15 protein-coding genes are annotated in these 17,191 nt (G+C 65.4%); 8 read left to right on the top strand and 7 right to left on the bottom strand.

The features are described 5' to 3' along the window. Positions 1-6: 6 nt before the first annotated feature. The 4 genes from K3U93_RS22040 to K3U93_RS22025 are packed head-to-tail and all read right to left on the bottom strand — an operon-like array spanning position 7 to position 4,044. Complete coding sequence (locus tag K3U93_RS22040) at positions 7-1,356, bottom strand: cytochrome P450 (protein WP_083012743.1); 1,350 nt, start codon at positions 1,354-1,356, stop codon at positions 7-9. Further along, entirely contained in the window at positions 1,353-2,177 is an 825-nt protein-coding gene (locus K3U93_RS22035; protein ID WP_083012741.1) for an SDR family oxidoreductase, read from the bottom strand. Before K3U93_RS22035 ends, K3U93_RS22040 begins: the two co-directional genes overlap by 4 nt. Further along, complete coding sequence (locus K3U93_RS22030; RefSeq protein WP_083012739.1) at positions 2,177-3,403, bottom strand: cytochrome P450; 1,227 nt, start codon at positions 3,401-3,403, stop codon at positions 2,177-2,179. Before K3U93_RS22030 ends, K3U93_RS22035 begins: the two co-directional genes overlap by 1 nt. Beyond that, positions 3,400-4,044 (bottom strand): TetR/AcrR family transcriptional regulator, encoded by a 645-nt coding sequence (locus K3U93_RS22025; protein WP_083012737.1) that lies wholly within the window; start codon positions 4,042-4,044, stop codon positions 3,400-3,402. The genes K3U93_RS22030 and K3U93_RS22025 overlap by 4 nt, the downstream gene beginning before the upstream one ends. Positions 4,045-4,262: 218 nt before the next feature. Here K3U93_RS22025 and K3U93_RS22020 point away from each other — a divergent pair, with 218 nt between their 5' ends. The 5 genes from K3U93_RS22020 (at position 4,263) to purD (ending at position 9,163) form a co-directional block, all read left to right on the top strand. After that, on the top strand, positions 4,263-5,729 hold the full coding sequence (locus K3U93_RS22020) for an aldehyde dehydrogenase (RefSeq protein WP_083012735.1): 1,467 nt from the start codon (positions 4,263-4,265) through the stop codon (positions 5,727-5,729). A 76-nt stretch (positions 5,730-5,805) separates the two neighbouring features. Further along, positions 5,806-6,555: an SDR family oxidoreductase gene (locus K3U93_RS22015; RefSeq protein WP_071510579.1), complete on the top strand. Its 750-nt coding sequence runs from the start codon at positions 5,806-5,808 to the stop codon at positions 6,553-6,555. Next, positions 6,552-7,412 carry an NAD(P)-dependent oxidoreductase gene (locus K3U93_RS22010; protein WP_071510580.1) on the top strand — a complete coding sequence of 287 codons (861 nt, stop codon included), beginning with the start codon at positions 6,552-6,554 and terminating at the stop codon, positions 7,410-7,412. Before K3U93_RS22015 ends, K3U93_RS22010 begins: the two co-directional genes overlap by 4 nt. After that, positions 7,413-7,850 (top strand): carboxymuconolactone decarboxylase family protein, encoded by a 438-nt coding sequence (locus tag K3U93_RS22005; RefSeq protein ID WP_071510581.1) that lies wholly within the window; start codon positions 7,413-7,415, stop codon positions 7,848-7,850. A 44-nt stretch (positions 7,851-7,894) separates the two neighbouring features. After that, positions 7,895-9,163, top strand: a complete 1,269-nt coding sequence (purD, locus tag K3U93_RS22000; protein ID WP_083012733.1) for a phosphoribosylamine--glycine ligase — start codon at positions 7,895-7,897, stop codon at positions 9,161-9,163. Here the strand turns inward: purD and K3U93_RS21995 are convergent. Together K3U93_RS21995 and K3U93_RS21990 are read right to left on the bottom strand one after the other, a co-directional pair. Further along, entirely contained in the window at positions 9,160-10,365 is a 1,206-nt protein-coding gene (locus tag K3U93_RS21995; protein WP_083012731.1) for an FAD-dependent oxidoreductase, read from the bottom strand. The genes purD and K3U93_RS21995 overlap by 4 nt on opposite strands. A gap of 3 nt (positions 10,366-10,368) precedes the next feature. Continuing rightward, positions 10,369-11,100, bottom strand: a complete 732-nt coding sequence (locus K3U93_RS21990; protein ID WP_083012728.1) for a TetR/AcrR family transcriptional regulator — start codon at positions 11,098-11,100, stop codon at positions 10,369-10,371. A 690-nt stretch (positions 11,101-11,790) separates the two neighbouring features. Between K3U93_RS21990 and K3U93_RS25765 the strand changes: the two genes are divergently transcribed. The 3 genes from K3U93_RS25765 (at position 11,791) to K3U93_RS21975 (ending at position 15,301) form a co-directional block, all read left to right on the top strand. Next, positions 11,791-12,930 (top strand): PE family protein, encoded by a 1,140-nt coding sequence (locus K3U93_RS25765; protein WP_220688560.1) that lies wholly within the window; start codon positions 11,791-11,793, stop codon positions 12,928-12,930. 110 nt (positions 12,931-13,040) lie between these two features. Further along, on the top strand, positions 13,041-14,255 hold the full coding sequence (locus K3U93_RS21980; RefSeq protein WP_141772920.1) for a hypothetical protein: 1,215 nt from the start codon (positions 13,041-13,043) through the stop codon (positions 14,253-14,255). Between the two features lie 113 nt (positions 14,256-14,368). Then, positions 14,369-15,301, top strand: coding sequence for an AAA family ATPase (locus tag K3U93_RS21975; protein ID WP_083009932.1), 933 nt, complete (start codon positions 14,369-14,371; stop codon positions 15,299-15,301). A 243-nt stretch (positions 15,302-15,544) separates the two neighbouring features. Here the strand turns inward: K3U93_RS21975 and K3U93_RS21970 are convergent, their stop codons facing one another. Next, complete coding sequence (locus tag K3U93_RS21970) at positions 15,545-17,128, bottom strand: gamma-glutamyltransferase family protein (protein WP_083009931.1); 1,584 nt, start codon at positions 17,126-17,128, stop codon at positions 15,545-15,547. Between the last annotated feature and the right edge of the window lie 63 nt (positions 17,129-17,191).

Here is a 17,191-nt window from a genome sequence, read left to right as displayed (position 1 = left end):
CGCCCCCTATTTGCGGCGGCGGTAGCGCACCCTGGCCGGCCGGGCCAACTGCACCACCATCTTCGAATGGTCGTTACGGTAGCTTTCCGGCGGCTGAGCCATCTCAAACTCGTACTGGCGCAACAACACCGAGAAGATCGCCTTGATCTGCATGGTCGCGAACGCCGCACCCACGCAACGGTGCCGGCCGGCGCCGAACGGAATCCACGTCCAACGGTTGATCAGGTCTTCTTGACGCGGCTCCTGGTAGCGTTCCGGCACGAAATTATCCGGATCGGGGAAGTCCTCGGGAATGCGGTTGGAGATCGCCGGGGAGGCCGCGACGTAGTCGCCTTTGTGGATGGGATACCCCTCGACCTCGAACTCGCCCTGGGCCACCCGCATCAGGATGATGAGCGGTGGGTGTAGCCGCAGCGTCTCCTTCAGCACGTTTTCCAGATGCGGAATCTGGCGCAGCGCATGGAAATTCACCGGCTGCCCGTCCGCGTAGAGCTCGTCGAGCTCCTTGATCACCTCGGCGTAGGCTTTCGGGTGGCGCAGCAGCTCGATCAGCGTCCACGCCGAGGTGCCCGAACTGGTGTGGTGTCCGGCGAACATCAACGAGATGAACATGCCGGTGACCTCGTCGGCCGAAAACCGCGCGTTGCCCTCCTCGTCCTTGATCGACACCAGCACGTCGAGCATGTCGCGGTCGCTCTTGTTGGCCGGAGGATTGGCGATCCGTCCGTTCATGACATCTTGTACCAGCGCCACCAACCCTTGACGGGCCTCGTCGCGTATGCGGAAGCTTTCGATCGGCAGATACGGGTCGACGTAGCACAGCGGGTCGGTGCCCCGCTCGAGTAGGTGGTAATAATTCGCGAATCGCGAGTCGAGTTCGTTGCGGAATTTGATGCCGATCAAACACGCCGTCGAGGTGTAGATCGTCAACTCGGCGAAAAAGTCCAGCAGGTCGATTTCGCCTTCGTCGCCCCAGTTTTCGATCATCCGATGCACTTCGCGCTCGATGGTGGTGGCGTGGCCCTTCATGTGCTCGCCACGCAGCGCCGAGTTGTGCAGCATCTCCTTGCGCCGCTCGGGGCTGGCGTCGAACACGACGCCCTTGCCGAAGATCGGCGTCATGAACGGATACGCCTCGGCCTGGTCGAGATCTTCGTCGGACGAACGGAAAAAGAACTCGTTGGCCTTGGCGCCGGACAACAGGATCACGTGCTTGTCCGCCAATTGGAACCAACCCACGTCCCCGCACTCGTCGCGAACACGCCGCATCAGGCCGATCGGGTCGGTGCGGAACTCCTCGAGATGACCGTGCTCTTCTTCGCCGCCGGAAACCCGCGGCACAATGGGGGTGGTCATGAATCCAGTGCCTTCTCATCCAGTTTGAGTTGTTGGCGTTCTTTCGTCGTGGTCAGGGGTGCTTCGGGCTGCAGTTCCAGGTTGACCACGAAGCCGCCCCTGGGCGTCTCGGCGACGAAGGTGATCGCGCGGGCCAGATCGGACGCCCGCAAAAAATAGTCGTGGCGTGCCTGGCCCCACTTGGCCCAGTCCTCCAGCGCCGGACCGATCGCCTCGGCCGGCAGGCTCCAGCCCATCGCGGTCTTGGTGGGGCCGGGATGCACGATCGACGCCCGCACGCCGGTGCCCTCGAGCTCCATCTGCAAGTTGGTGACCATCGCGACCAGCCCCGCCTTCGCGGCGCCGTAGGCGCCCATGTGCGGGCGCTGGCGCAGCGCGACGTCGGAACCCACGAAGATGAGGTCGCCGCGCTGACGCTCGATCATGCCCGGCAGTACCGCGGTGGCTAACCGGTTGGCCCCGATCAGATGGATCTGGATCTGCGATTCGAAAGTCTCGGTGTCGATTTCGTGCAGTCGCCCGAAGTGGGTGTCGCCGGCGCCGGTGACCAGGACCTCGATGTCGCCGAGCTGCTCGGTGGCCTGGTGCACGAATCCCTTCACCGAGTCGGCGTCGGTGACGTCGAGCGGCAGCGCGACCGCTTCGCCGCCGTCGGCGCGAATCTTCTCGACGATCTCCTGGCACTTTTCGACGCGCCGTGCGCCCAGCGCCACCGGAAAGCCGTGGGCGGCAAGCTCGACGGCGGTGGCCGCGCCGATGCCCGACGATGCGCCGGCGACGATCGCGGGCCTGCGCGCCGGATGTGGTTCAAAGCGGGGCATTAGGAGACCTCGATGCTCATGGGTAGGTGGGCGAACCCGCGGACGTTACTGGAGTGGACGCGGACGGCGCTGGCCTCGTCGACCTGGTAGCCGCGGATTCGCTTGAACAGTTCGGTGAGCGCGACCCGCGCCTCCATCCGGGCCAGGTGCGCGCCCAGGCAGAAGTGGGCGCCGCTGCCGAAACTCAAGAGCCTGGGCCCGATTTCGCGTCCGACCAGGTAGTCGTCGGGATTGTCGAACACCCGCTCGTCGCGATGGGCCGAACCGGGCAGCAGCAGCAGCACGTCACCCTCGGGGATCGTCGTGTCGTAAAGGGTGAGCTCTCCGGACACGGTGCGGGCCAGAATCTGGCTGGACGTGTCGTAGCGCAGCGTCTCCTCGACCCACAGCGGCACCCGGGACAGGTCGGTGTAGACCGGGGCCAGCTGGTCGGGATTCTTGTGACCCCAAAAAGCCGCATTGGCAAGCAGTTTGGTGGTGGTCTCGTTGCCGGCGATCACCATCAGGAACATGAACCCGAGGACTTCCTCGTCGGTCAGCCGGTCGCCGTCGATCTCGGCCGCCAGCAGCGCCGACGTCAGATCCTCGGCCGGCTTCGCTCGGCGCTCGGCGATCATCTCCTGGTAGAAGACGATGAGGTTGATCGACGCCTCGATCGCCGAAGCCGGCACGTCGTTGACGCCGTCCTCGCGGTGCATCACGCCATCGGCCCAGGCGCGCACCTGGACTCGGTCCGGCTCGGGAACCCCCATCAGTTCGGAGATGACATCCATGGGCAGCTTCCCGGCGAACTCGTCGACGTAGTCGACGGTGCCGGAAGGGTGTGAGCTTGCCTTCTCCAACATGGTGTCGAGGTGTTGCGTCGCGATCTCTGTGACCCGCGGCTCGAGTTCCCGAATCCGGCGCGGGGTAAAGCCTTTCGACACCAGCGTGCGCAGACGCAGGTGGGCGGGATCGTCCATCGCCAAGAACGACATCGTCTTCGAGGCGTGCGGTCCGCGCGACACCGGGTCCAGCGACACGCCGTCGCGGTTGGACAGCGTTGTGCTGTTGCGGAAGCCGTGCAGCACGTCCTGATGCCGCGACAACGCCCAGAACTTCAGGTCGTCGTTGCGGTACAGCGGGGCCTCGTCGCGCAGCCGCTTGTAGTAGGGATACGGATCTTCGTGGAAGTCGTAGTCGTAAGGATCCAGGACCAACTCGTGGTCGCCGACGTGCACGGTCATCGTTCGTCCCCGCTTGGTTGTTCGCTTGTCTCGCCGGCGCCGGTGAGGATAAGGCTCACCACGTAGGCCAGCCGGTCGGTGATTCCGCGGTAGGTGAATTCGCCGCTGCCGGCCTGCACCAGCGCGCCGAAGAAGGCCATCTCGAGGGCGGACACGGTGGCGGGATTGGCGCCGGGCCCGATGGCCGATGCGATGCGCCGGTGGATCTCCGCGCCAATCCGGTCGCGCGCCGAGCGCACGGCAGGATCGGCACCGCTCCCGAGCAACGCCGTCGTGCACGCCGCGCTGACCTCGGGTTCGTCGGCGACCACCAAGGCCAACTGGCGCAAGGTCCGGTCCACCCGCACGGGCATGGGATCGTTGACGTCGGTGAAGTAGGGGACCTGCCGCACCAGGTCGAGGTAGACCTCGGCGATCAGGTGGTTCTTCGACGAGAAGTAGGTGTACGCGGTCGCCGGGGCCACCTTGGCGCGCGCCGCCACCGCGCGCACCGTCAGGTCGGCGTAGGACCTCTCGCGCAGCATTTCGATGCCGGCGGCGAGCACCTTGCGGAAGGTCTCCTCCTGGCGGCGGTTGCGCGGAGTTTCTCCGGTCTGGCGCCCGGCGCGGGATGTGATCGTCACCAGTGCATCGCTGGACACTTGTCCAGGCTATCGGATGTCTACGATAGGAAGCAAGAGTGCGGGGTAAACATACTGTTCAATTAGATACTTGGCGGCACTTTGGGTCCTTTGTGGGATCGGCCCTTGCACCGCTGGCGAGCTGGAGGCTATGGTTCGATGGGATAATATCGGACAAGTGTCCATTCGGTTTGGCTCGGTGGATTTTGAATTGGTTCACGCGTAGACGGGAGCGGGAGATGGCCCTGTTGGCCGACGGCGCTAGCGCACTGTTCATCGACGGCAAGTTCTCGGAGGGCAGCGCGGGCACCTTCCCGACGATCAACCCGGCGACCGAGGAGGTGCTGGGAGTCGCCGCCGACGCGAACGCCGACGACATGGGCCGCGCCATCGACGCCGCGCGGCGCGCCTTCGACGACACCGACTGGTCCCGCAACACCGAGCTGCGGGTGCGGTGCGTGCGCCAGCTGCGCGACGCGATGCGCGAACACGTCGAAGAATTGCGGAAACTGACCATTTCGGAGGTCGGCGCACCCCGGATGCTTACCGCCGGTGCGCAATTGGAGGGTCCGGTCGGCGACCTGAGCTTCGCGGCCGACACCGCCGAGTCCTACGCGTGGAACCAGGATTTCGGTGAGGCCTCGCCGATGGGAATTCCCACCCGGCGCACCCTCGCGCGTGAGGCCGTCGGCGTCGTCGGCGCGATCACCCCGTGGAATTTCCCACACCAGATCAACCTGGCCAAGCTGGGTCCCGCGCTGGCCGCGGGCAACACCGTCGTGTTGAAGCCCGCACCGGACACGTCATGGTGCGCGGCGGTGCTCGGCGAGATCATCGCCGAGCACACCGACTTTCCACCCGGCGTGGTCAACATCGTCACCTCCAGCGACCACGGCCTCGGCGCGCTGTTGGCCAAAGACCCTCGGGTGGACATGATTTCGTTCACCGGCTCCACGGCCACCGGCCGCGCCGTGATGGGCGACGCCGCCGCGACAATCAAGAAGGTGTTCCTGGAACTGGGCGGCAAATCGGCGTTCGTCGTGCTCGACGACGCGGACCTGTCCGGGGCGTGCTCGATGTCGGCGTTCACCGCGTCCATGCACGCCGGGCAGGGCTGCGCGATCACGACCCGGCTCGTGGTGCCGCGCGCCCGCTATGACGAGGCCGTCGCCATCGCGGCCGGCACGATGGGGTCGATCAAGCCCGGCGACCCCACCGAACCCGGCACCGTGTGCGGGCCGCTGATCTCGGCGCGGCAGCGGGACCGGGTGCAGGGCTACCTCGATCTGGCGGTCGCCGAAGGCGGGACGTTCGCCTGCGGCGGTGGCCGGCCGGCCGATCGGGATGCCGGCTTCTTCATCGAACCCACCGTGATCGCGGGCCTGACCAACGACGCCCGCCCGGCCCGGGAGGAGATCTTCGGGCCGGTGCTCACCGTGATCGCCCACGACGGCGACGACGACGCGGTACGCATCGCCAACGATTCTCCATATGGCTTGTCGGGCACCGTGTTTAGCGCCGACCCGCAGCGTGCCGCGAAGGTCGCCGCGCGGCTGCGGGTGGGAACCGTCAACGTCAACGGCGGCGTCTGGTACTCCGCCGACGCGCCTTTCGGCGGTTACAAGCAGTCCGGCAACGGCCGGGAAATGGGGCTTCTCGGCTTCGAGGAGTACCTGGAAGCCAAGCTCATCGCCGAGGCGATCTAGCGGTCGAGTGTGGACTTATGACACGTGACGGCGCGAAAAACGTGCCATAACTACACATTCAGCGGAAGGGAAAAGAATGCGGTTTGAGAACAAAGTCGCCATCGTCACCGGATCCGGTGGCGGCATCGGCCAGGCGTACGCCGAGGCACTGGCCCGCGAGGGCGCGGCCGTCGTCGTGGCCGACATCAAGGCCGAGGCAGCCGAGGGGGTGGCCAAGCAGATCGTCGCCGACGGCGGCACGGCGCTGGCCGTCCCGGTCGACGTTTCCGACCCGGCCTCGGCGAAGGCCATGGCCGACCGCACCCTGGCCGAGTTCGGCGGCATCGACTATCTGGTGAACAACGCCGCCATCTTCGGCGGCATGAAGCTGGACTTCTTGCTCACCGTCGACCCCGAGTACTACAAGAAGTTCATGAGCGTGAACCTCGACGGCGCGCTGTGGTGCACCCGCGCGGTGTACAAGAAGATGGCCAAGCGCGGCGGCGGGGCGATCGTCAACCAATCGTCCACCGCCGCGTGGCTGTACGCGAACTTCTACGGCCTGGCCAAGGTCGGCATCAACGGCCTGACCCAACAGCTCTCGCGCGAACTGGGTGGCCAGAAGATCCGGATCAACGCGATCGCGCCCGGACCCATCGACACCGAGGCCAACCGAACCACCACGCCCAAGGAGATCGTCGACGACATCGTCAAGGGACTTCCGTTGTCGCGCATGGGAACTCCCGAGGATCTCGTCGGGATGTGCCTGTTTCTGCTCTCCGACGAGGCGGCGTGGATCACCGGGCAGATCTTCAACGTCGACGGTGGGCAGATAATTAGGTCATGACAGACGAGGTGAAGCTCGGCTACATCGGGCTGGGCAATATGGGCGCGCCGATGGCCAAACGACTGGTCGACTGGCCGGGCGGGGTAATCGTTTACGACGTCCGGGCCGAGGCCATGACACCGCTGGCCGAGGCCGGCGCGACACTGGCCGACGGCGTGGCCGACATTGCAGTCGCCGCCGACATCATCAGCGTCACCGTCCTCGACGATGCGCAGGTGCGTGAGGTCGTCGCCGAACTGGCGGCCAACGCGAAGCCCGGCACCGTGATCGCGATCCACTCGACGATCAGCGATACCACCGCCGTCGAGCTGGCCGGCGAACTGAAACTGCAGGGCATTCACGTCGCCGACGCGCCGGTTAGCGGCGGCGCCGGCGCCGCCGAGAAGGGCGAACTCGCCACCATGGTGGGCGCCGAGCGCGAGGTGTACGAGCGGATCAAGCCGGCATTCAAGCAGTGGGCGTCGTTGGTCATCCACGCCGGTGAGCCGGGTGCGGGGACACGAATGAAGCTGGCCCGCAACATGTTGACGTTCACCTCCTACGCCGCGGCGTGCGAGGCCATGAAGCTGGCCGAGGCGGCCGGGCTGGATCTGCAGGCGCTGGGCCGGGTGGTGCGTCACACCGATGCGCTCACCGGCGGGCCCGGGGCGATCATGGTCCGCGACGACATGAAAGACCTTGAGCCGGACCACTTCCTGTACCAGCCTTTCCTGCATACCCGCGGCTTGGGGGAGAAGGATCTGAGCCTGGCGCTGGCCTTGGGTGAGGTGGTGTCGGTTGACCTCCCGCTCGCCGAGGTGGCGTATCAGCGGCTGGCGGCCGGTCTCGGGGTGCCGCACACAGAGAAAGAGACGTAAATGGACGAACTGCGCCGCAAGGGCCTCGAGAAGATGAACGAGGTCTACGGCTGGGAGATGCCCAACATCGAGGGCGACGCGTACTTCGACCTGACCGTCGATCACCTGTTCGGCAGTATTTGGACCCGACCGGGGTTGTCGATGCGCGACAAGCGCATCATGACGCTGACGGCGGTGACCGCGGTAGGCAATCGCGACCTGGCCGAAATCCAGATCAACGCCGCCCTGCTCAACGGCGAACTCACCGAGACCGAACTGAAGGAGATGGCCGTCTTCCTCACCCACTATCTCGGCTTCCCGCTGGGTTCGGCGCTCAACGGCGCGGTCGACACCGTCGTGGCAAAGCGCAAGAGGGCCGCGGCCAAGGGCGCCGGCGAGGACAAGAAGGCCAACGTGGACGCCGCGTTGAAGATGCACACCGGCAACACCGTCGACTGATACCGCCCGCTGCCTGCCCGACGAGACCGCTAAAGTGACGTGTCGTGCGCGTCCTGGTGATCGGTTCCGGTGCCCGTGAACATGCGCTGCTGCTGGCGCTCCGCAAAGACCCGCAGGTCACGGGACTAGCCATCGCTCCGGGCAACGCCGGCACCGCCCGGCTGGCCGAGCAACACGACATTGACATCACCTCCGGCGAGGACGTCGTCGCCCTGGCGCGCGAGGTGCGCGCCGACATGGTGGTCATCGGTCCCGAGGTGCCGCTGGTGCTGGGGGTGGCCGACGCCGTGCGCGCCGCCGGCATCGTGTGCTTCGGGCCGAGCAAGGACGCCGCCCGCATCGAGGGCTCCAAGGCGTTCGCCAAGGAGGTCATGGCCGCGGCCGGGGTGCGTACCGCTATCAGCGAAATCATCGACAGCCCAGCACTTTTGGACGCCGCCCTGGATAGGTTCGGGCCGCCAGCGGGCGATCCGGCCTGGGTGGTGAAAGACGACGCTCTGGCGGCCGGCAAGGGCGTGGTGGTGACGCCGGACCGCGACGTCGCGCGCGCCCACGCCGCCGGGCTGCTCGAGGCCGGCCACCCGGTGCTGCTGGAGTCCTTTCTCGACGGCCCCGAGGTGTCGCTGTTCTGCGTCGTCGACGGCCGTACCGTGGTGCCGCTGTTGCCGGCGCAGGATTTCAAGCGGGTCGGCGACGGCGACACCGGACCCAACACCGGCGGCATGGGCGCCTATGCGCCGCTGCCGTGGCTGCCCGACGACGTATACCGGGAAATCGTCACCCAGATCGTCGAACCCGTTGCGGCCGAGCTGGTTCAGCGCGGCAGTCCGTTTCGCGGACTGCTGTACGTCGGTCTCGCGATCACCGCGAAGGGGCCGGCCGTCGTCGAATTCAATTGCCGCTTCGGCGATCCGGAAACCCAGGCGGTGCTGGCGCTGCTGGAATCGCCGCTCGGACAGCTGCTGTATGCCGCGGGCACCGGCGCGCTGGCCGACTTCGGCGAGCTGCGCTGGCGTGACGGCGCGGCCGTGACGGTGGTGCTGGCGGCCGAGAATTATCCCGGACGTCCCCGGGTCGGAGACGTCGTCGTCGGCTCCGAAGCCGAGGGGGTGCTGCACGCGGGCACCGCGCGGCGCGACGACGGCGCGATCGTCTCGTCGGGCGGTCGGGTGCTGTCGGTGGTGGGAATCGGCGCCGACCTATCCGCCGCGCGCACACAAGCATACGAGATTCTCGGCTCAATTAGGTTGCCGGGCAGTCACTTCCGGAAGGATATCGGTCTACGGGCGGCCGAAGGTAAGGTCCGCGTCTAGACGCGTTCGACGGTGCGGACGTGTTCGCGGCGGAAACCCAGCCCCACGATCCGGCCGAGCAGCCGCTTGACGGGCGCGGAGTGGCTCACGAGCCGCAACGTCCACAGCGGCGGGGCCGTCCTGCTCATTCGGGCCAGATTCACCGTTTGTGCGGCCTGCAGCCGCTGCGCGATCCGTGTCGGGGTCTGCCGGCGCTTCTGCACCGCACGCAGGTCGTCGTCGGAAACCCGGCCTTTGCGTAGTGGTTCGGCGAGAAAGTTGGCGGCGGCGACCGCGTCGGCGATGGCGTAGTTGACGCCGATCCCGCCGACCGGTGACATCGCGTGCGCGGCGTCCCCGATGCACAGCAGGCCCGGTAGCCACCATTGCCGCAACCTGTTGGCGCGCACCGACAGTAGCTTGACCTGGTCCCAGTTTGTGAGCGAGTTGAGGCTGGTGGTCAGGAACGGTGCGGCCGCGGCAACTTTGGACCGGAATGCCGGAAGCCCTTCGGCCCGCACTCTTTCGAAGCCGCCCTTGTCGATGATCGTGCCGCACTGCCAGTACTCGCCACGGTTGATCGCGATGACGATCTGACCTTCGCCGAGGTACCCGAGGGTTTCCGGGGCAAGGTCGGTGCGCGGAAGCCGGAACCACAGGACGTCGATGGGCATCGGAAACTCCCTGACCGGCAGCCCCGACCGTTCCCGGATGACCGACCACCGACCGTCGCAGGCGACCGTCAGGTCGGCGCGGATCTCGACCGGACCACCCGGGGATTGGGCGGTGATGCCGGTGATCCGATCGCCCTCCCGCAGCAGGCCGGTTGCCTCGGTGTTCATCTCGAGCCGAAAGCTCGGGTACCGTTTGGCCTTGTCCGCCAGGAAGTTCAGGAAGTCCCACTGCGGCATGAAGACGACGTACTTGCAGGCGGTTGGCAGGTGGCGGAAATCGATGAGATCGAATGTCCGGCCTTGGAATCCGATGCCCAGCTGTTCCATGGTTTGGTGCGGGACCTCGCGCAAAAACTCCTCGAGAAGTCCGAGCTCATGCATGATCTCGGTGGTCGACGGGTGGACCGTATCGCCACGGAAGTCGCGGAGGAAGTCGCCGTGCTTTTCCACCAGAGTCGTCTGCACGCCCGACCGTGCGAGCAGGTAGGCGAGCATCATGCCGGCCGGGCCGCCACCGACTACCAGGCACGTGGTCTGCCAAACCTTCATGGCCTACGCTTTCTCGTCTGCTGGGGCGTTGGCGTGGTGTAACGCCGCGATCCAGCTCTTCACTGTGCGCGCATCAACACGATTGAGCGTGCCGGCCGGCACGCCCAGGTACCGCTCGATCGCTTCCATGTGCGCCCCATGGGTTTTCACCATTTCCCTGACGTTCGGTGCCTGGATCGATTGGTGCGGTGCGGCAAGCAACCGGTGGGCCATCTCGTCTTGGAGCGCCTGGATGATGGCGAAGATGATCGCCCCGGCGTGATCCGGATAGGCGGTCGCGAACCGACCCTCGTCGACACCCTGACGGATGATCGCGCTCAGCAGCGGCGCCAATCGTTTTGCGCTCTCGCGATCCACCAGCAGCCGGAAGGTGAGGTTATCGGGCGCATACCATACCGGCAGCATCGTCACGAAGAGGTTCTGCCGCTCCGATTTCCAGCGGATGATCTCACCGAAGAAGGCCTGCAACTTGTCTAGAGCCCCCATCCCGGGGTTCTCGACGATCGGCGCGAGGGCCCGTTCGGAGTCGCCGACCAGTCGTGTGGTGAGGGCTTCGATCACCGTCGGCTTGGAGTCGAAGTAGTGGTAGAAGGCTCCTTTGGAGATTTGCAGGTCGTTGAGAATGTCTTGAACCGTCAGGCGCTCATAGCCGGCCGACAGGATCAAACGCTGTGCGGCATCGAGGATTTCATCACGCCGTGCCGTGTGCTCTGCAACGTTGACTGTCCTCGCCACTCAAACCTCATTATTAGACCGACGGTTGGTTTATTTATCCGAGTCTGACTCGCTGCCCGCGTGAGGTCAAGAGGGCAGCCGAAAATTCCGCGCCACGGCGTTGCCGCGGTGCCGCCAATGCTGACGCTGGTGGCCATCGTCGTGCACACCATGGTGGTAGTGGTGTCGGTTGCCGGGCATGGCGGTCACTGTTGACGGTGTCGATGTGGGTGGTTCGGGAGGTGAGCGGCCTGGCAGCCCTGTTTCGGGGGAGGGTTTGCTGGTTTTACTGCATGGATACGGCAAACATACGTTAGGCGTCGCCGTCGGGTAGTTGCGCTCTGAACTAAAATTCGGGGGGGGGGGTAACTCCAGGCTTTTAAAAATATTTTTTAACAGCGGTTACTTTATCTCACATAGTTTGCGATACACGCTACTTGCTGGACCAACTTGATCAACCGGATCCCATTTGGTCCGCAACTCAGGTTCTTCTCAGCTACGTTCTGGCCATCCGCATTCGACAACCGGTCTAGAGATCCTTTTCAGGCAGGTTCTGATTCGTCGTCGTAGTTGTCATGACAGGAAGGCTCGCAGATGAAACGCAAACAGCACAGTATGAGGCGTCATCGCCGGTCGTTGAAAGCGCAGGCGCGTCACCGGGGCCGTGTGGTCGGGTTGGGTGCGGCTGCCGGCGCTTTTCTGACTGCCGCAATGAGCCCGGTTGTTGCCGCGCCTCCGGCTCGCGCGGGTGTGCTGGACATGATCATCGATCCCATCATTCAGCCGGTGATTGGGGCTGCCAGTACGGCTGCCCTCGAGGGTATTAATGCGGGCGCGGTTGCGTTGGAGGGTGTTGGTGCGGGTGCGGCTGTTTTCGATGGGTTTCATTCGGCTGCGCTTGAAAGCATCACGAGCGGCATCAATTTGAGTACCGCGGCTGCAGATCTCGGCGGCGTGAGTGCTGCTGCTTCTGGTACGGACCCTACGACGGCGCTGAATCAACTCATTTACGGGGCATTCGACGGTTTCTACAACGGTATTCATGCGGCAGGTGAGTCGTGGATTGCCAGCCCGATCGGTCAGGCCGTGGACGGGCCGGTCAATGCGCCGTTCGTCGCCCTGTTCGGGCGCGATGTGATCGGCAATGGCGTCAACGGTTTCACCGGCACCAACACCTCATTGATTGGTCAGACCGGGTGGTTTGGCAATCTCGGTGATGGCGGGTTCTTGTTCGGCGATGGCGGCACCGGTGCGGCCGGTACCGCCGCTCACACCGCCGGTTTTGCCGGTGGCTCCGCCGGATTGATCGGCAACGGCGGTGTGGGCGGTCTCGGTTTCAGCCCCACGAGCGGTGCCGGTGTCGCCGGGGAGGGTGGTGCTGGCGGTGCTGGTGGAGCGGGTGGCTGGCTGATGGGCAATGGGGGCGGCGGTGGCCTTGGCGGTACCGCCGCGGCGTCCGGCGGCAGCTTCGGGGGCGCCGGTGGTGTCGGCGGTAATGGTGGCTTGCTGTTCGGCAACGGCGGCAGCGGCGGCTTTGGCGGTGTCGGCGGGGCGTCCGGTGGCGGCAAAGGCGGTGGGGGTGGTGTCGGCGGTAATGGTGGCTTGCTGGTCGGTGATGGTGGTGTGGGCGGTCAGGCCGGCAATGGCGGCATCGGTGTCGGCGGTTACGGCGGTGACGGCGGTAGGGGTGGTGCTGGCGGTGTGAGCGGGCTGCTGGCCGGTAACGGCGGCAACGGCGGTAACGGCGGCATCGGCTACTACTACGGTCGCGGCGCCGGGGCCGGCGGGGCCGGCGGCCTAGCCGGGCTCCTCGGCCAAATCGGTGCAGCCGGCAGCACACCGACCGGCTGATACCCCAGTCGGCGCAATGGCCCTTTGCACTGCCCCGGTTAGATCACCGTCGCGCGATTCCAGCGCCTCGGCCACACACACCGTTTAACGGTTCTCCCCGACTATCAGACATGAGCAAAGGAACGATGGATATGCAACAGCTCGCAGCTTTTCGGCCACTGGTCACCGCGGGTGCCGCGGCAGTAGGTGCCAGCCTGATCGCCCTGACACCGGCAGTCTCCAACAATGTGGCATCTGATCTTCAGCGCAGCACGGTCACTATCCAGCACCGCGCGGTCACGCTAGCCGACGACGTCGTCAACCCCCTACGGACGTGGATCGACATCCTCCCCACGGCACTCACTCAACTGCTTGGGATTTTCGGAAAGGGGGTCATGGTCCCTATCCCGTACACGTGGACTGAGACCCCGTTTCCGGTCGCCCAGCAGCTTGCGGCCAACGGGCTGCAGTACGCGACCGAGTATGTCGAGTCCTTCCAGGGGGCCGCGGCGAATGGTGTTGCCTTCTTCACCGGGACTGGTGGAGCAGCATACAGTTTTCCCGAGTTACTCCAAGGGGCGTCCGCTGACTTCGCGTCCGGCAACATCACTGGCGCATTCGCCGACTTGTATTCGGCCCTGTATTACGGGCCACTTTACGAGATGGGGCTCCCGTTGTTTGGGATTCTGCACATTCCCACATATATGATGGCCAACCTCAGTGCCGCGACCGATTATCTGGTGAACCCCGGTGTGACAGACATTTTCCTCGCCGGTCCCCTCTCGTTGCCCCAGGACGCATGGACAGCGCTCGGTGACGGTCTTCAAGGTGTTTACGATTCGTGGACGGCGGGGGATCCGTTGGGTGTGTTGACCAACTTGCTCAATATCCCCGGCGCAATGACGAATGCCGTCGTTAACGGTATTCAATCTCCCGGCATTGAGGGTCTGTACCAGGGCTTACTCAGCTATCCACAGAGTAGCCTGATTGGCGAGTTCGTGAACATTCTCTTCCCGGGTCTCGCCAACGCGATTGTTGCTCCCAATGCTCAGAATATCGTGGCGGGTGGGAGTCTCCGGGCCGCACTCGATGGGTTCCTGCACGTGCTGCTTCATGGTTGGCCGTCCCTGACGGGTGCCGGCGAGGCTGCGGCCAGCGTTGCTAGCGTGACCGACTTCGCCACTGCGGCGTCGGCCGCCGCGCTACCGGCGGGCCTGCCCGGCATAGCGCCATCGATCGCGGCCGATCTGTCCAGCATTGGCCCGTCGGTCGTGGCGGATCTTGCCAGCCGGCTGCCGGTCGAGTTCGGGACGCTAGCGGCCAACGTCCTGACGTCGCTGTTCTGAGTTCCTACTGCGGCGTGAACCTGCCCAGCGTAGGGGAGACCCACGCGAGCGCTGGGCGGGTTGGTTGCCGGATCCTCACCGCCGGCGCTGGCACGGTCGCTTCTGGTACCGGTATGGGGGAGGCGGGCGGGGGTGTCGTGCTGGCCGGTGAGTGTCGGGAGGTGCTGGAGTGGGCGCGGGCGCGTGTCGATGAATTGGTCGGTTTGGCCGAGGCGAAAGAACGGTTCGCGGTGTGGTGCACCGCATTTCAGCTTGACCAGTGTCGTGTCGAGCATGGTCTGGTGAGGTCGTGCGCGGGAAACCATATGGTGTTTTTGGGCGCCCCGGGCACGGCGAAAACGACGTTCGCCCGGGTCATCGGTGAAGTGTTGTTCGGGGTGGGCACGCTCACGCGCCCGCAGGTCACCGTGGTCAGCGCCCACGACATCGTCGGGGGTGACCTTTGGCGCGGCGCGGCCAGGATGAGGGATGTGTGCGAGGATGCGCGCGGTGGGGTGTTGTTGATCGACGAGGCTTATCGGCTGGACTCGGAAATCGACGGTCGCGCTTGGGGTGTGGAGGTGATCAACACACTGCAAGCGTGCATGGCGGCATACCGTAACGGGCTTGTGGTCATCCTGGCCGGCTATCCCGGCCCGATGCAGGACTTCTTGACAGCTCATGCTGGGTTGGCCGCTCGATTTCCCGTCACCGTGACTTTCGCCAGCTACACCCCCGAGGAGATCGTCGCCCTTGGGTGCCGCTTGGCTGGCAAGGAGCATCTGGTTGTCGAGGACAGTGCGTGGGAACTGTTGGGTGCCGAAGCAATCCGGCTGCGGTCGATCCCGCATGGCCCTGGGACGCTGCTGGATGTTGCCGGCAACGCCCGTTACGTCGGTGACGTGATCGCCGTGTGCCAGCGTGCGCGGACCCGCCGGTTGCGCAGGCTAGCGCCCAGCCCCCGCGATCTCGAGCAACTCGTACGCACCGACCCCTGCATCCTCCACGTCAGCGCCGCGGACATGGGACGTGCGATCGCCGCAGCGCGCCCAGCTGTGACACCCTAAATTCGGTGTACTGACATTCGCGGATTTAGGCCCGGGTCATGTATCGAGGCGTTTGTCATTGTCGGTTCCCGACGAACGACCGCCTCTCCGCCGGAACTGCCCGACTCGTGCCGGAATATCCGCGCTGATTAACGTCGAGCGTGCACTCACTGCGAATTTTGGCCGCCGAAAATCTCGCGCTGAGTACACGCTCGACGGATCACGGGTTCTCAACCGGCTATTGGCCCAGTTTTACCCGCACGCTTAAAAACCCGCAGCCTGGCCGTCTCGGCGCGGATCGCTGGCCCCAAAATACCCGCCGTCGAGGCGCCAAATCGCCTGGCAACTACCGAATTGGTTGTAGTCGTCCACGGTAATCAGGTCATGCCCTCGGTTCCGGAGCTCGTCGAGCGTCGACTGCGGAAAACCTTTTTCGCAGCTGACCTGCGTGCCGTGCACCCACCGGAACCGGGGGCCGTCGCAGGCCGCCTGCGGATTCTGCCCGTGGTCGGCGATGCGCACCAGCACCTGCACGTGACCCTGGGGCTGCATCGTTCCGCCCATCACCCCGAAGCTCATCACCGGTGCGCCGTCTTTGGTGACAAAGCCCGGAATGATGGTGTGATAGGGGCGCTTGTTGGGACCGACGCGGTTCGGATGCCCCTGGGCCGCAGCGAAATTCGCACCACGGTTTTGCAGAGAAATTCCCGTGCCCGGCACCACCACACCGGATCCGAACCCCATGTAGTTCGACTGGATCATCGACACCATCATCCCCGCGGCGTCGGCGGCGGTCAGATACACGGTTCCCCCGCGCGGGGTGCCGGCGGATGCCGGCTTCGCCCGCTTGCGATCGATCAGCGCCGCGCGCTGCTGCAGGTACCCCTTGTCCAACAAGCCTTCCGAAGCCAGTGCCATGTGGTCGATGTCGGCGACATGGGCCTGCGCGTCGGCAAATGCCAGCTTTACCGCTTCGATCTGCAGGTGCACGCTGTCGGCGGAATCGGCTGGCAGCGAAGGCATGTCGAACTGCTCCAGGATTCCCAAGGCGATCAAAGCCACGATCCCCTGGCCGTTGGGCGGTATCTCGTGCACCGTGTACCCGCGGTAGCTGGCATCGATCGTGCCCACCCAGTCGGCCCGATGAGCGGCGAGGTCGCTGGCCCGCATCACGCCGTCATTAGCCAACGCGTGCGCCTCGAGTTTGGTGGCCAGCTCCCCTCGGTAGAACGCCTCGCCGTTGGTTGCGGCGATGCGCTCCAATGTCGCCGCGTGGTCAGGAAACCTAAACCGCTCACCGGGTTTCGGCGCACGCCCGTCGGGCAGGAACGCCTCGGCGAACCCAGGCTGGTCGGCGAACAGCGGGACCTGCGCCGCCCATTGTTCGGCCACCGTCGGCGAAACCAGAAAGCCGTTGCGGCCGTAGGAGATCGCGGGCTCGAAGAGCCTCTCGAATGCAAGCTTGCCAAACTTGGCGTGCAGTTCGGCCCATGCCGACACCGCCCCCGGCACGGTCACCGAATTCCAGCCGACCACCGGAATAGCGTTGCCGCCGAAGTACTCCGGCGTCCAGGCCGCGGGCGAGCGGCCCGATGCGTTCAGTCCGTGCAGTTGCTTGCCGTCCCAGACGATGGCGAAGGCGTCGGACCCGATGCCGTTGGACACCGGCTCCACGATGGTGAGCGTGATGGCGGTGGCGATGGCCGCGTCGACCGCGTTTCCGCCGTCGGCAAGCATCCGCAGGCCCGCTTGGGCGGCCAGCGGTTGCGAGGTGCACACAACGTTTTCCGCCAGGACGGGCTTTCGCGGCCAGGCATACGGGAAGCTCCAGCCGAACGGTGTGGTCACAGTCGGCGAGCGTAACGCTGGCGTGACGTTCGGTGCCCAGTGCCGCGCTGGCGTGACGTTCGG

Source organism: Mycobacterium malmoense (assembly GCF_019645855.1).
GTDB lineage: Bacteria > Actinomycetota > Actinomycetes > Mycobacteriales > Mycobacteriaceae > Mycobacterium > Mycobacterium malmoense.
Note: the sequence above shows the minus strand (reverse complement) of the source record. Positions and strands in the feature narration are given on the sequence as shown.

Excerpts from the sequence above, each read along its gene's own strand:
- K3U93_RS22040 (WP_083012743.1), bottom strand. The coding sequence starts at position 1,356 with ATGACCACCCCCATTGTGCCGCGGGTTTCCGGCGGCGAAGAAGAGCAC.
- K3U93_RS22035 (WP_083012741.1), bottom strand. The coding sequence starts at position 2,177 with ATGCCCCGCTTTGAACCACATCCGGCGCGCAGGCCCGCGATCGTCGCC.
- K3U93_RS22030 (WP_083012739.1), bottom strand. The coding sequence starts at position 3,403 with ATGACCGTGCACGTCGGCGACCACGAGTTGGTCCTGGATCCTTACGAC.
- K3U93_RS22020 (WP_083012735.1), top strand. The coding sequence starts at position 4,263 with ATGGCCCTGTTGGCCGACGGCGCTAGCGCACTGTTCATCGACGGCAAG.
- K3U93_RS22015 (WP_071510579.1), top strand. The coding sequence starts at position 5,806 with ATGCGGTTTGAGAACAAAGTCGCCATCGTCACCGGATCCGGTGGCGGC.
- K3U93_RS22010 (WP_071510580.1), top strand. The coding sequence starts at position 6,552 with ATGACAGACGAGGTGAAGCTCGGCTACATCGGGCTGGGCAATATGGGC.
- K3U93_RS22005 (WP_071510581.1), top strand. The coding sequence starts at position 7,413 with ATGGACGAACTGCGCCGCAAGGGCCTCGAGAAGATGAACGAGGTCTAC.
- K3U93_RS21995 (WP_083012731.1), bottom strand. The coding sequence starts at position 10,365 with ATGAAGGTTTGGCAGACCACGTGCCTGGTAGTCGGTGGCGGCCCGGCC.
- K3U93_RS25765 (WP_220688560.1), top strand. The coding sequence starts at position 11,791 with ATGAGCCCGGTTGTTGCCGCGCCTCCGGCTCGCGCGGGTGTGCTGGAC.
- K3U93_RS21980 (WP_141772920.1), top strand. The coding sequence starts at position 13,041 with ATGAGCAAAGGAACGATGGATATGCAACAGCTCGCAGCTTTTCGGCCA.
- K3U93_RS21975 (WP_083009932.1), top strand. The coding sequence starts at position 14,369 with ATGGGGGAGGCGGGCGGGGGTGTCGTGCTGGCCGGTGAGTGTCGGGAG.